The organism is Marivibrio sp. (assembly GCF_040218065.1).
In the GTDB taxonomy this organism is placed as follows: Bacteria; Pseudomonadota; Alphaproteobacteria; order UBA8366; family Aestuariispiraceae; genus Marivibrio.
This window is the reverse complement of record NZ_JAVJQE010000009.1, coordinates 145,325-159,438: the sequence shown is the minus strand read 5'-3', so window position 1 is coordinate 159,438 and position 14,114 is coordinate 145,325. Positions and strand designations below refer to the sequence as shown.

The 14,114-nt window shown below is 68.9% G+C and carries 10 protein-coding genes; all 10 read right to left on the bottom strand.

Annotated features, from left to right (window positions below; genetic code table 11):
• Positions 1 to 21: 21 nt before the first annotated feature.
• The 10 genes from ligA to murG all read right to left on the bottom strand — a co-directional run bounded on the left by ligA (position 22) and on the right by murG (position 14,106).
• Positions 22 to 2,220: an NAD-dependent DNA ligase LigA gene (ligA, locus tag RIB45_RS09500; protein WP_350050022.1), complete on the bottom strand. Its 2,199-nt coding sequence runs from the start codon at positions 2,218 to 2,220 to the stop codon at positions 22 to 24.
• On the bottom strand, positions 2,217 to 3,902 hold the full coding sequence (recN, locus tag RIB45_RS09495) for a DNA repair protein RecN (protein WP_350050021.1): 1,686 nt from the start codon (positions 3,900 to 3,902) through the stop codon (positions 2,217 to 2,219). The genes ligA and recN overlap by 4 nt, the downstream gene beginning before the upstream one ends.
• A 22-nt stretch (positions 3,903 to 3,924) precedes the next feature.
• Positions 3,925 to 4,761 carry an outer membrane protein assembly factor BamD gene (locus RIB45_RS09490; RefSeq protein WP_350050020.1) on the bottom strand — a complete coding sequence of 279 codons (837 nt, stop codon included), beginning with the start codon at positions 4,759 to 4,761 and terminating at the stop codon, positions 3,925 to 3,927.
• Positions 4,762 to 5,073: 312 nt separating this feature from the next.
• Positions 5,074 to 6,036 carry a UDP-3-O-acyl-N-acetylglucosamine deacetylase gene (lpxC, locus tag RIB45_RS09485; protein WP_350050019.1) on the bottom strand — a complete coding sequence of 321 codons (963 nt, stop codon included), beginning with the start codon at positions 6,034 to 6,036 and terminating at the stop codon, positions 5,074 to 5,076.
• A gap of 446 nt (positions 6,037 to 6,482) precedes the next feature.
• Positions 6,483 to 8,282, bottom strand: coding sequence for a cell division protein FtsZ (ftsZ, locus tag RIB45_RS09480; RefSeq protein ID WP_350050018.1), 1,800 nt, complete (start codon positions 8,280 to 8,282; stop codon positions 6,483 to 6,485).
• 165 nt (positions 8,283 to 8,447) lie between these two features.
• A complete protein-coding gene (gene ftsA, locus RIB45_RS09475) occupies positions 8,448 to 9,686 on the bottom strand; it encodes a cell division protein FtsA (RefSeq protein WP_350050017.1) in 1,239 nt (412 codons plus the stop codon).
• Between the two features lie 13 nt (positions 9,687 to 9,699).
• Positions 9,700 to 10,626, bottom strand: coding sequence for a cell division protein FtsQ/DivIB (locus RIB45_RS09470; RefSeq protein ID WP_350050016.1), 927 nt, complete (start codon positions 10,624 to 10,626; stop codon positions 9,700 to 9,702).
• Entirely contained in the window at positions 10,623 to 11,549 is a 927-nt protein-coding gene (murB, locus tag RIB45_RS09465; RefSeq protein WP_350050015.1) for a UDP-N-acetylmuramate dehydrogenase, read from the bottom strand. Before murB ends, RIB45_RS09470 begins: the two co-directional genes overlap by 4 nt.
• Positions 11,546 to 12,967: a UDP-N-acetylmuramate--L-alanine ligase gene (gene murC / locus RIB45_RS09460; RefSeq protein ID WP_350050014.1), complete on the bottom strand. Its 1,422-nt coding sequence runs from the start codon at positions 12,965 to 12,967 to the stop codon at positions 11,546 to 11,548. Before murC ends, murB begins: the two co-directional genes overlap by 4 nt.
• Complete coding sequence (gene murG, locus RIB45_RS09455) at positions 12,964 to 14,106, bottom strand: undecaprenyldiphospho-muramoylpentapeptide beta-N-acetylglucosaminyltransferase (RefSeq protein WP_350050013.1); 1,143 nt, start codon at positions 14,104 to 14,106, stop codon at positions 12,964 to 12,966. Before murG ends, murC begins: the two co-directional genes overlap by 4 nt.
• Positions 14,107 to 14,114: the final 8 nt, after the last annotated feature.

Genomic DNA, 14,114 nt, shown 5'->3' with positions numbered 1-14,114 from the left:
CTCATGGCCGACGGGACGGCTTCACAACAAACGCCCTTGCGAGGCGCCGCCGGAGCCGCCGTCCGCATCCTCCTGTTTCGAATCGGCGGCCTTCCCAGGGGCCGCCGACCCGTCGATCAGTGTAAGCCAATCCTCTTCGCTCAGCATAGTCACGCCGAGCTCTTTCGCTTTCTTCGCCTTGGAGCCTGCGTCAGCCCCGATCACAACGTAGTCGGTTTTTTTCGAAACGGAGCCCGAGACCTTCGCGCCCAACCGTTCCGCGCGTTCCTTCGCCTCGCTGCGGGTCATTTTCTCAAGCGAGCCGGTGAAGACGACGGTCTTGCCCGCGACGGGCGAGTCGCTCGTCGGCGCCGCGACGTCTTTCACCGTCAGTTCCTTCTCCAACTCGTCCAGGACGTCCAGATTGTGCCGTTCGCCGAAGAAGGCCGCGAGACTGTCGGCCGCCGTCATCCCGACCGTGTCGATGCCGCACAGCTCGGCGTAGGCGTCGCCCACCTCCTCGGGCTTCTTGGGCGCGTGTGAGACCTGCTTGCGCTCGGCTGCGACCTGCTCCATCGCCGTCCGCCAGGCGTCCAGGCGATTGTAGGTTCGCGCCAGCAGTTTCGACGTCGTTTGCCCGACATGCCGAACGCCGAGAGCGAAGATGAATCGGTCGAGCGGAATCTCCCGGCGCTCTTCTATCGCCTCCAGCAAATTGCCGACTTTCTGATCGGCCCAACGATCGCGCGCCTTGATCGCGTCCTTGCGCTTGGACAGGCGGAAGATGTCGGCCGGCTGTTTGATGAGCTCGTCGGCCCAGAACTCCTCAATCACCTTCGCGCCCATGCCTTCTATGTCGAAGGCGTCCCGGCTGACGAAATGCTTCAGGCGCTCGACGGCCTGGGCGTCGCAGATCAGCCCGCCCGTGCAGCGCCAGACGACCTCGCCCTCGTCGCGCTCCACGTCGCTGCCGCAGACGGGGCATTCCTTTGGAAATTTGAAGGGCTTGCCGCCGCCGTCCTTCACCACCTCCAGCACCTGCGGGATGACGTCGCCCGCGCGCTGGATTTTGACCGTGTCGCCTTCCTTGACGCCGAGGCGTTCGATTTCGTCCTCGTTGTGCAGCGTGGCCCGGCTGACGACCACGCCGCCGACCGTCACCGGCTCCAGGTTGGCGACCGGCGTCAACGCGCCGGTGCGGCCCACCTGGACGGTGATCCGATTGACGAGCGTCTGCGCCTTCTCGGCGGGAAACTTGTGGGCGATCGCCCAGCGCGGGGCGCGGCTGACCTGTCCAAGGCGCTCCTGCCAGTCGAGGCGGTTCACCTTGTAGACCACGCCGTCGATGTCGAACGCCAGGTCGGCCCGCCGGCGTTCGATCTTGCGGTAATGGTCCAGCATGCCCTTGACGGTTTTGCACAGCGCCGCGGGTTCGTTGAGCGTGAAACCGAGATCTGCGATCGCCTGACGCGCCTCGGCCTGGGTCTCGCCCAACGGTCGCGAAACCTCCCCCCACGCGTAGCCGAAGAAATGCAGCGGCCGCTCAGCGGATATTTTGGGGTCGAGCTGGCGCAGGCTGCCGGCGGCGGCGTTGCGCGGGTTGGCGAACACCTTGGCGCCGCGTTCCTCCTGGCGCTTGTTCAGGTCCAGAAAGTCCGACTTCGCCATATAGACCTCGCCGCGGACCTCGAGCACATCCGGCCAGTCTCGGCCCGGCAGCGCTTCGGGTACGTCGTCGAGGGTCAGCATGTTGCGGGTGACGTCCTCCCCCTCCGCCCCGTCGCCCCGGGTGGCGGCGTAGACCAGCTTGCCGTCTTCGTAGCGCAGCGAGGCCGAGAGGCCGTCGATCTTCGGCTCGGCCACGATCTCGACGTCGTCCTCACCTTTGAGCCCCAGGAAGCGGCGCACGCGCTCGACGAACTCCTCAACCTCCTCGTCCGAAAAGGCGTTGCCGAGCGAGAGCATCGGGATCGCATGCTTGATCTTGGCGAAGCCGCTCTTGATCTTGGCGCCGACGCGCTCCGAGGGGCTGTCGGCCCGTTTCAGATCGGGGAAGCGTTCCTCGATCGCGCGGTTGCGCTCGCGCAGCGCGTCATACGCGGCGTCGGAGATCGCCGGCGCGTCCTCCTGAAAGTAGAGCGCGTCGTGATGGGCGATCTCCATCGCAAGGCGCGCGAGTTCGCGGCGCGCCTCCTCCTTCGTCAGGTCGTCGACCGCCTTATCCGACAAATCGCGGGTCACGCTCCGGCTCCCTCGCGTTTCGCCCCCTCGCGCAGGCGGTCGGCCGCCGCGCGCGCCTCGTCCGTGATCTCCGCGCCGGACAGCATGCGTGCGATCTCTTCGCGCCGCGCGCCGTCGTCCAGGCGTTCGACCGCCGTCGACATCTGGCCGCCGCGCTCCGTCTTGGCGACCCGCCAATGGTCGGCGCCGCGGGCGGCGACCTGCGGACTGTGCGTGACGACAAGCAGCTGCACGCGTTCGGACAGACGCGTCAGTCGTTCGCCCACCGCCGCGGCGGTCGCGCCGCCGACGCCGCTGTCGACCTCGTCGAAGACCAGCGTCGGGATCGTCCCAACTTCCGCCAGGGAGACCTTGATCGCCAATAAGAAGCGGCTGAGTTCGCCGCCCGAGGCGATCTTGTCCAGCGGGCCGGCCGGCATGCCGGGATTGGTGCGCACCGTGAACGCAACCCGGTCGGTCCCCCGCGGACCCCAATCCGTCTCTTGAAGGGCCGAGATCTCGGTCGTGAAGCGCGCTTTCTCAAGTTTCAGCGGCGGCAGTTCGCGGTTGACCGCATCGTCCAGCGCCTCGGCCGCTTTCGCGCGCGCCGCCGACAGGGCGTCGGCCGCCCGCTTGTAGGAAGCCTTCGCGCGCGCGGCTTCTTTTTCGAGCGTCGACAGCGTTTCCTCGCCCGACTCCAGCAGCTGCAGTCGACCGCTCAACTCCTCGCGCAGGCCGGGCAGGGCGTCGACCGGGACCTGATGCTTGCGCGCTGCGTCGCGCAGGGCGAAAAGCCGTTCTTCGACCGCCTCCACGTCCTCGCCGCCGACGTCCAGGTCCGCTCCGGCGCGGTTCAGGGCGGAGAGGGCCTCCTCCGCCTCCACCGCGGCGCGGCCGAGCGCCGAGACGGCGTCGTCCAATCGCCCGCCCGCCTTGTCGGCGATCCGGTCAAGCGAGCGTTGGGCGGCCATGATGCGGGCCTCTGCGCCCTCAGAGCCGCCGATATCCTCCAGGGCCTGATTGATCGCCTCGGTGATCTGCTCAGCGCTTTGCAGGAAGGTCCGCTTGTCCGCCAGCTCGCCCTCTTCGCCGGGCTTCGGGGCGAGCCGGTCGAGTTCGTCGACGGCGTAGCGCAGGAACTCCTCCTCGGCCCGGGCCTTCTGTGCGCCGGCGCGCGCGTCGGCGAGCGCGCGCTCGGCCGTCCGCCAGAGATCATGCGCCGCGCGCACCGCGCGGACGTCGCCCCCCAGGCGCCCGTAAGCGTCCAGCATGCGGATATGGGTGGCGGCGTCCATCAACCCCTGCTGATCGAACTGGCCTTGGATTTCGACGAGCGTCTCGCCGATCTGCTTCAGCAGGCCGACGCCGCAGGGCGAGTCGTTGACGAAGGCCTTGCTGCGGCCGTCGGCGGAGAGCACGCGCTTCAGAGTGACCTGGTCTTCCGGAGCGATTTCATGCTCGTCGAGCAAGGCCCAGACCGGATGGCCCTCGGGCGGCCGGAAGGCGGCCGTGACGCTCGCCTTCTCGGCGTCGGGTCGCACCAGTTTTGCGTCGGCGCGCCGGCCGAGGGCCAGGCCCAGCGAATCCAACAGGATCGACTTGCCGGCGCCCGTCTCGCCGGTCAGCACCGCGAGTCCTGGGGTGAAATCGAGGTCAAGCCGGTCGATCAGCACCACGTCGCGAATGGAGAGATCGGTCAGCATGAAGAGGTTCGCGGCTCCGCGCTCAGAAGATCCAGTCCCAGGCCGCGCCCAGCCAGGATCGCTCGCTGCGCGCCTCCGTCAGGTCCCGGCCTTCAAGCAGGGCGTAGGAATCCTGGTACCATTCGCTGCCGGGGAAGTTGTGGCCGAGCACGGCGGCGGCCATCTGCGCCTCCTGGGTGATTCCGAGCGCCAGATAACTCTCGACCAGGCGGTGCAGCGCCTCCGGCACATGCGTGGTGGTCTGGTACTGCTCGATCACCGTCTTGAAGCGGTTGATGGCGGCGAAATGCTCGCGATCGGTCAGGTAATAGCGTCCAATCGCCATTTCCTTGCCGGCCAGATGGTCGCGCGTGAGATCGATCTTGAGCGAGGCGTCACGGGCGTATTCGCTATTGGGGAACCGTTGGACGACCTGTTGCAGCGAATCAAGGGCCAGCTGGGTCACCCGCTGATCGCGCTGAACGTCGATGATCTGCTCGTAATAGCTGATGGCGCGCAGATAGTAGGCGTAGGCGATGTCGCGGTTGCCCGGATGCAGGTCGATGAAGCGGTCCAACGCGATGATCGCTTCGTCGTATTGGTCGGCTAGGTAGTTGGTGTAGGCGCTCATCAATTGCGCCTTGGTCGCCCAGACGGAATAGGGGTGTTGGCGGTCGACCTCCTCAAAGGCCTGATTCGCCTGCTCGTAGTTCTCCGCCTCCAGCTGATCCATCGCGTCGTTGTAGAGCTCCTCCACCGGGCGCTCCACATATTCGGGCTCTTCGTCGCCAGAGCACGCGACGGCGCCGAGCGCCAGCAACCCGATCAGGGCCGCGCGCAGCAGGCGCGCCGCCGCGCCCAACCCGTCTTCGCTCCGCATCTTTCGCGTCACACGCCGTCCCCGTCGCCGGACCAAGTTCTCGTCACCCTGTCATAGTGCGTGCGCGCGTTCGGGAAAAGGGGGGAGCGAAGGTTTCGCGCCGGAGTTTCGGCGAGCGGACCCTTGAGTGCGTCTTGGCGCCCGGCCTTGCGGGGCGCAGTTCGCAGCGCGTCCCCGAGCGAACAGGGATCCGCAAAACGCCTGGACTGCAATCGACGCCGGCCGCGACCGGGCGCTGTGCGCGCACGCGAGCCTTAAGGGCGCCGGATCGCGCGCAAGGGCCGTGTCTTAGGCGACTCGAGAAAGGGGGCGTCACTCCGCGGCGGCGGCGAGCTCCGTCACGGGCGCGAGCATGTAGTTCTCGCGGTCGGCGAACAGCGCGCGCAGCAGACGGTTGTTCAACCCGTGGCCCGTGCGACGTCCGCGCAGACGCCCGGCGATCGGCGCGCCGGCAAGAGCCATGTCGCCGATGCAGTCCAGCACCTTGTGGCGCACGAACTCGTCCTCAAAGCGCAAGCCCTCTTGGTTCAGCACCGTGTCGCCGTCGACGACGACGGCGTTGTCCAGGCTGCCGCCGCGCGCAAGCCCGGCGGCGCGCAGGGCCTCGACCTCATGCAGGAAGCCGAAGGTGCGCGCACGGCTGATCTCGCGCTTGAAGGAAAGGTCGCAGACGTCCAGATGCAGCTCCTGCCGGCCGATCGCGCGGCTGGCGAAGTCGATGTCCAGACTGATGGTGAAGCCGTCGGACGGCTCAAGCGAGGCGCGGGCGTCGCCTTCCTCGACCGCGACCGGGCGGCGCACAACAAGGGTGCGGCGCGCGGCCGCCTGATCGACCACGCCGGCGCACTCGATCAGGAAGACGAAAGGCTCGCTGCTGCCGTCCATGACCGGAACTTCGGGCGCGTCGATCTCGACGATCGCATTGTCGACCCCGCAGCCGGCGAGCGCAGCCATCAGATGCTCGACCGTCGCGACGCGAGTCCCATGGTCGTTGCCGAGCGTGGTGCACAGCCGCGTGTCGACGACGGCGTCGAACCGCGCCGGGATGTCGCGGGCCCCGTTTTTCAGATCGGTGCGGCGGAAGACGATCCCGACATCCGGTTCGGCGGGGGTGAGGGTCATGGTGACCGTCTCGCCGCTGTGCAGGCCGACGCCGCTGCAGCAGATGGCCGAGCGCAGGGTGCGCTGCAGGCCGTCGGTCGGCGAGGCGACGGCCCGATCGGTCGACCCGTTAGCGGCCGACCAGCGCGCGCCGATCCCGTTTGCCTCGCTCATACCGTCCAGCATCGGATCCCCCAAACCTTCACCCGTTGATCGAAACGCCAAAACCCTACCCCCAACTGTCCGCCGCCTGCGCCCGTCCGCCTAACGTCAGCGGCTTACGGCCGGCGCGGAGGCTCGTCTTCTTCGCGAGCGTTCGTGGTGTAGCAGCGGCGATTCAAGCCCTCAAATCAAATAGTGTTACGAAATGTTGCATTGCGCCGCATTCGAGACGTTTCCCCGTCATCCGTAAAAAGCGTCGCAGAAATAAAGGGTTGATCGGCGCTTGGCGAGACCGCGACGGCGGCCGGCCGGATCGCCTTTGCAACAAGACCTAGCGTCCTCTGATCCAGTTCGGCCGTCCCCGATCGCTCGGGGACGGCCGCACCGGTCCTGGCTCCGATGTTTAGCGCCCTCGCGGGCGGACCCGGTTGCGGTCGGTCAGACCGACGTCCAGGTCGTCAGTTCGCCTGACGGCGCAGGAAGGCCGGAATCTCCAGCATTTCCTCTTCGGCGCGCGTGGGAGCCAGATCCTCCTGCGGCTCCGCTTTCTGGGCGGGCTGCGCGGCGGCGGGCGCCGGCTCGCTTGCGGCGCGTTCGGCGCGGGCGGCTTCCTCCGGGGTCTTGCCGTCCGCCCGCTTCAGCAGGGTGGGCTCAGCCGGTTTGGCCGGCCGGGCCGGCTGCGCCGCCTCGCCCCGCGCGCCGAGTCCGAGGCCGGTCATCCGGCTGAACAGGCTGGGCTTCGCCTTCGGCTTGGCCTCGTCCCGCTCGCGCGCGCTGCCGTTGGCCATGGCGGCCTCGGCGAACGCGTCGGCGCGGCCTGCGCGGGGATCCTTCATTTCGCCCGGGCTGGCGGGCTTCGGCGGGATGAAGGCCTCGCGCGGGCGGACCGGCGCCGGGGCCTCGGTCTGCGTCTCAGCCCGCGGCTCGGCCTTCGGCTGGGGCGCAGGCTCGCCGGCCGGCTCGTCGATCGGGAACAACTCCGCCTCGCGCGGGGCGGGGGCGATCGCTTCCGGCGCGGCCTCTTCGGCGGCCGTCTCGTCGACCTCGGCGTCCTCCATCGCGGGCGCCTCGGGCTCCTCGACGGCGGCGGGGAACTCCGCTCCGCCGGTCGGGTCGATGCTCGGGGCGGCGTCCGCGGTTTCGAAGGACGGGGCCTCGGCGGCCTCCGACTCTTCGACCTCGGCGACGGCCGGGGCCGCTTCCTCGGTCGCGGCGGCCGGGGCCTCCGCCTGGCGGCTCGCGCGCAGCGGGGTCACGCTGGCGGTCTTGCGCGGCTGGACGGCGTAGGCTTCGCCGTCGATGCCGGTCGCGACGACAGAGACCCGCATCAGACCCTCAAGGCTCTCGTCGAAGGTGGAGCCGAAGATGATGTTGGCGTCGGCGTCGACCTCCTCGCGGATACGGTTGGCGGCCTCGTCCACCTCGAACAGCGTCATGTCGGCGCCGCCCGTGATGTTGATCAGCACGCCGCGCGCGCCCTTCATCGAAACGTCTTCCAGCAACGGGTTGGAGATGGCGCTTTCGGCGGCGACGATGGCGCGGTTCTCGCCTTCGGCCTCGCCGGTGCCCATCATGGCCTTGCCCATCTCGCTCATCACGGTGCGGATGTCGGCGAAATCGAGATTGATCAGGCCGGGCATGATCATCAGGTCGGTGACGCCGCGCACGCCGGAATAGAGCACGTCGTCCGCCATCTTGAACGCGTCGGCGAAGGTGGTCTTCTCATTGGCGACGCGGAACAGGTTCTGGTTCGGGATGATGATCAGGGTGTCGACGAACTGCTGCAGTTCGCTGATGCCCTGCTCAGCCGCCTTCATGCGGTGCACGCCTTCGAAGTGGAAGGGACGCGTCACCACGCCGACGGTCAGCAAGCCGGCCTCGCGGGCGGCTTCGGCGATCACGGGCGCCGCGCCCGTGCCCGTCCCGCCGCCCATGCCGGCGGTGATGAAGACCATGTTGGCGCCCTGCAGATGGTCGAGCACCTCGTCCATCGTCTCGATCGCCGCGTCGCGCCCGATCTCAGGCCGCGCGCCGGCGCCGAGACCCTTGGTCACGGCCGCGCCGAGCTGGATCTTCCGGTCCGCTTGGCTCTGCTTGAGAGCTTGGGCGTCGGTGTTCGCCACGATGAATTCGACCCCCTCCAGATTGGAGCGGATCATATTGTTCACGGCGTTCCCGCCGGCGCCGCCGACGCCGACGACCACGATTCTCGGCTTCAAATCCCCCTCCACTTGCGGGGCTTCGATTCTAATGGTCATGACTGACCTCCTTTCGAGTCTATCAGAGCCAGGATGGACGGCGCCAGCCGCTGGACGGGCGGCGGGGCCGGGTCGATCCGTCGCGCCGGACAAGCGGACGGAGCCTCGGAGGCCGCGGCGCGCGGCGCGCCGGCGGCGAAATCCATGCAGGGAAGGGCGCGGGCGTCAGAAGTTCTCACGGAACCAGCCCCCCATGCGCGTGAAGAAGCCGCCCTCGGCGGCGGATTGCGGGACGGCGGCGCTTTTGGCCTCGCCTCTGTCGTCGACGGCGAAATGCAGCAGACCTGCGGCGGTCGCGAAAGCGGGCCCGCCGGTGGCTTCCGCCAGACCGGAGACGCCGAGCGGTCGGCCGTGTCGCACCTGCTTGCCGAGGGTTCGCGACGCGACCTCGCGCACGCCGGGCAGTTGGCTCGCCCCGCCGGTCAGCACCACGCGCTGGCCGGCGAGCCCGGCCGCGCCCGACCCGTCGAGCCGGCGCTTGACCAATTCGAAGGTCTCCTCGATCCGCGCCTGGATGATCGACACCAAGAAGCTCTTCGGCACGCGGTTTGACGAGGCGTCGTCCTCTTCGCCCACCTGCGGCGCGTCGAGCAGGTCGCGATCGTCGGAGGCCGCCGGCACCGCGCTGCCGTAGAGCGTCTTGAGACGCTCCGCGTGATTGAGCGGGGTCGAGAGGCCGCGCGCGATGTCGGAGGTGACGTGATGGCCGCCGACCGGCACGCAGTCCGCATGCACCGCCGCGCCTTCATAGAAAACGCAGAAGCTCGTCGTTCCGCCGCCCATGTCGATGACGACGGCGCCGAGGTCCTTCTCGTCCTCCACCAGGGCGGAAAGGCCGGCGGCGTAGGGGGCGATCGCAAGATCGCTGACCGTCAGGTGGCAGCGCGAGATGCAGGTCGCGACGTTCTGCACGGCCGCGCGGTTTGCGGTCACCAGATGCATCTTCACGCCCAGCGTCTGGCCGTGCATGCCGCGCGGCTCGCGCAGCAGCGGCCCGCCGTCGACCGAATAGCCGACGGGGATCGCATGGACCAGCATCCGATCCTCGAGATCGACCGAGTTGCGCGCGTCCTGGAGCAGGCGGCGCAGGTCCAGGTCGCGGATCGCGCCGCCGCCGATCACCATCTCGCGCAGCAGCTGCTTGGACGTCATGTGCGGCCCGGCGACCGAGGCGATGACCTGATCGATCGTGGCGCCGGCCATCTGCTCGGCGGCGTGGACGGCGGCGAGGATCGCGCGGTAGGCCGCCTCCATGTCCACCAGGACGCCGCCGCGCACGCCGGCGGACGCGTGATGCGACATGCCGGTGACCCGGATGCGCCCTGCGTCCGTGACCTTCGCGATGAAGCAGCAGATCTTGGTCGATCCGATGTCCAGGGCGGCAATGGTGCGTTCCGTCGCCACGGTCGTCGTTCCTTCAGGTTTCCTCGCCGCTGCGGCGGGCGTTGATTTGCAAAGCGCCGTCGCGCGTCATGCGCACGATGAGGCGGTCGGGCTGACGCAGGTCGATGGCGGCGACCGCGCGGGCCAAGATCTCATGGTCGCGTTCGAGGCGGGCGAGACGCGCCCAGGCGGCTTGCGGATCGTCCTCCGGCAGGCGCACGTCGACCCCGTTGTCGAATCGCAGATTCCAACGTCGCTCGCCCATCCATACGGCGGCGCGCACCCGAGCCTTCATGGCGGGCTCAGCGTCCAGGATGTCGAGCAGCCGCGCTGCGTGCTGCGGCGCGCCCTCGCCGACCAGCACCTTCAGATGGCCGAAGCGGGGCACGTCTTGCGCGCCGATCACCGCGCCGGCGCGGTCGATCAGAACAAGCTCGCCGTCGCGCTGCCAGATGGCGGCGGCGCTGCGCTCCTCCAGGCGTACGATCAGGGCGTCGGGCAGACGGCGTTCGACGCGCGCCGCCGCGACCCAGCCCAGCCCTTCCAGCTTGGCGCGCAGGACGTCAGGATCGAGGGTCAGAATCGGCGCGCCGATCTCGACGTCGAGGGCCTCAAGAATCGCGTTCCGATCGGTTTCCTTGCGGCCCGTGACGTAGACGGCCTCCAAGGCCAAGCCGGCCTCACGGGTCGTCTCGACGCCGGCGTCTAGGACGGCCTGGCTCCACCGTGCGAGCGCGCCCGACTGTACGCTCCACGCGCTTGCGCCGACGACGGCGGCCAACGCGCACAGCCCGGCCCCGCCGGCCAGCGCCGGCTTCATCCAACGTCGGTCGATCAGGCGCGTCTCGCGCCCGCCGCGGCCTCGGGCGGCGGCGTCCCGTCGTACGAAGGGATTGAGCCGCGCCGTGAGGCCGGGGCCTTTCTTCTGAGACTTCTTGGTCTTGGCGGCGCTGCGGCTCATGCCTTGCGGTCCCCCACGCGTTTGATCTCCCACTCAAGCTCCACGCCGGCGGTTTCCTTCACGCGCCGGCGCACCTCTTCGCCCAGGTCCTCCAGATCGGCGGCGCTGGCCGCGCCGGTGTTGATCAGGAAGTTGCAGTGTTGGTCGGACACCTGGGCGCCGCCCAGCGTCAGCCCGCGGCATCCGGCCGCGTCGATCAGCTTCCAAGCCTTCGCGTCGGGCGGGTTCTTGAAGGTGGAGCCGCCGGTGCGGGTGCGGATCGGCTGGCTTTCGGCCCGCGCGCGTTGGATTTCCTCGATGCGCCGTCGGATTTCTGCCGGGTCGCCGGGCTCGGCGCGGAAACGGCCTTCGACGAAAATCCAATCGGCCGGCGCGTCGCTGTGGCGGTAACGCATGCCGAGTTCCTGCGGCCCGGCGCGATGGACGACGCCCCGCCGGTCGACGGCGGTCGCCTCGATCAGCCGGTCCTTGGTCTCGCTCCCATAAGCGCCGGCGTTCATGCGCAGCGCTCCGCCGATCGCGCCAGGCACGCCGGCGAAAAACTCGAGCCCCGCCAGCCCGTGCTTCGCCGCCGTCTTCGCCACATTGGCGTCGAGCGCCGCGGCCCCTGCGACGACCTCCTCGCCCTCGATCTCGATCCGCGCGAAGTCACCGCCCAGACGCAGCACCACGCCCGAGACGCCGCCGTCGCGGACCAGCAGATTCGAGCCCACGCCGATCGGCGTCACCGGCACGTCGTCCGGCAGATCGCGCAAGAAGGCCGCCAGATCGTCGAGATCGGCGGGCTTGAACAACACCTCCGCGGGTCCGCCGACCTGGAACCAGGTCACGCGGCTCAGCAGCGCGCCTTCGCTCAGCCGGCCGCGCACGGGCGGCAACCGGTCGGCCAGACGGCTCTCAGGGGCTTCGCCTAGACCGATCATGCGCGACCTCCCGCCTGATCGAGGTCCGCAAGCGCTTCGGGCAGAGCGTTCGCCCAAGCGGTGATCGAGCCCGCGCCGAGACACACGACCAGGTCTCCGGACTGCGCCGTCTCCGCCACGGCGGCGGCGAGGTCTTCCGGCCCGTCGATCACGCTCACCTTGCGATGGCCGCGCGCCTTCAGCCCGGCGGCCAGCGCGTCGCGGTCGGCGCCCTCGATCGGCTCTTCGCCGGCGGTATAGACGGGGGCGACGATGACGCGGTCGGCGTCGTTGAAGCAGGTGCAGAAATCCTCGAACAGATTGGCGAGACGGGTGTAGCGATGCGGCTGAACGACGGCGATGACATCGCGCTCCGTCGCCTGGCGCGCAGCCTTCAGGACGGCGGCGATCTCGACCGGGTGGTGGCCGTAATCGTCGATCACGGTGACGCCGTTCCATGCGCCGGTCTTGGTGAAACGCCGCTTCACGCCGCCGAAGGCGGCGAGCGCCCGCCGTATCGTCTGATCGTCGATGCCGAGCTCGGTGGCGAGGCCGATCGCCGCCAGCGCGTTCTGGACATTGTGGTCGCCGTGCATCGGCAGCTTCAGATCCGCGATCGTACGCTCCGCCTGGCCGCGGATCGCGATCTCGACGTCGAAGCTGAGGCCCTCAGGGTCGGCGCGCAGGTTCTCGCCGCGCACTTCCGCCTGCGGGCTGAAGCCGTAGGTGATGAGGCGGCGATCCTCGATTCGCCCGATCAGGGCCTGCACTTCCGCGTGATCGATGCAGACCATTGCGAAGCCGTAAAAGGGCAGATTGTCGATGAAGGTGCGGAAAGCCGCGCGCAGCGTATCGAAGTCCCCATAGTGATCCATATGCTCAGGATCGATGTTGGTGACGACGGCGAGCGTCGCCGGCAGCTTGATGAAGGTGCCGTCGCTCTCGTCGGCCTCGGCCACCAGCCAATCGCCTTTCCCGAGCCGCGCATTGGTCCCGTAGGCGTTGATGATGCCGCCGTTGACCACGGTCGGATCCATGCCCGCCGTCTCCAACATCTGCGCGACCAGCGAGGTGGTGGTGGTCTTGCCGTGGGTTCCGGCGATCGAGATCGACCATTTGAGCCGCATCAGTTCCGCCAGCATCTCGGCCCGGCGCACGACGGGGATCATCGCCTCGCGCGCCGCGGCGACTTCCGGATTGGTGCGCTTGACGGCGGTGGAGACGACGACGACCGCGGCGCCCTCGACGTGCTCGGCTTTGTGGCCGATCCAGATCGGGACGCCCAGCGCGCGCAGGCGCTGCACGTTGGCGTTCTCGCCCATGTCGGAGCCGGACACCTCATAGCCGAGGTTCTTCATGACCTCCGCGATTCCCGACATGCCGATGCCGCCGATCCCGATGAAATGCATGCGGCCAATGGAGAGCGGCATGCGCATCATGACCCCGCCTCCCGGCTCGCCGGCGAGCCTTTCTCGACCAGCGAGACCACCATATCGGCCAATCGTTTGGTGGCCTCCGGCATGCCGATGCGGCCGGCGGCTGCGCCGGCGCTCTCCAAAACTTGCGGTTTGGCGATCAATTGCAGCAGGCGGTCGGCCAACGCGTCGGCGGAGAGGTCCGCCTGCGGAATCGTCCAAGCGCCGGCGGCGTCGCTCATGCGCGCGGCGTTGGCCGCCTGATGGTCGTCGACGGCGAAGGGATAGGGAACCAGGATCGCCGGTCGACCGACGCAGGTCAGTTCCGCCATGGTCGAGGCGCCGGCGCGTCCGATCACCAAATGCGTTTCCGCCAGACGTTTGGGCATGTCGTCGAAGAAGGCGCGCACGTCGGCGGGCACGCCCGCCTTGCGGTAAGCGGCTGCGACGGCCTCGAGCTGCTCCGAGCGCGCTTGCTGCGCCACGCGCAGACGCTTGCGCATATCCTCGGGCAGAGAGGCGATCGCCGCCGGCACCGTCTCGCCCAGCACGTGGGCGCCTTGACTGCCGCCGATGATCAACAGGCGGATCGGACGTCCCTCCTCGATCTTCGGATAGGGTTCGCCGGCGATCGCCGCGATTTCGGGCCGTACGGGATTGCCGGTCCAGGTGGCGCGGTCGGCGTCCTGTTCGCGCAGGTCGGCCGTACGCTCGAAACTCAAGGCGATTCGCCCGACCCGCGGCGCCAAGAGCCGGTTGGCGCGGCCGAGGATGGCGTTCTGTTCGTGGATTGCGGTGCGGATCTTAAGATGGCTCGCCGCCAGTATGGTCGGCACGGACGGGTAGCCGCCAAAGCCGACGACCGCCGCCGGCGCCAGTTCCGCCAGCAGGCGTCGCGCCTGGAAATAGCCGAGGAACAGCTGGGCGAGCGCGCCGAGGCTGGCGCCCACGCCCTTGCCGGAGACGCCGGCCGCGCGGATCGTGTGCGTCTCCAGCGCCCCCAGGGGCCCGCCATAGACGTCGCCGCGCCGGTCGGTGACCAACAGCAGCTTGCAGCCGCGCGCGCCCAATTCCTCCGCCAGCGCCTGCGCGGGGAAGACGTGACCGCCGGTGCCGCCGGTCGCCAGCGCGATCGTGCGGGCGTTTGCCGGATGAGACTCCATGCGCCGCT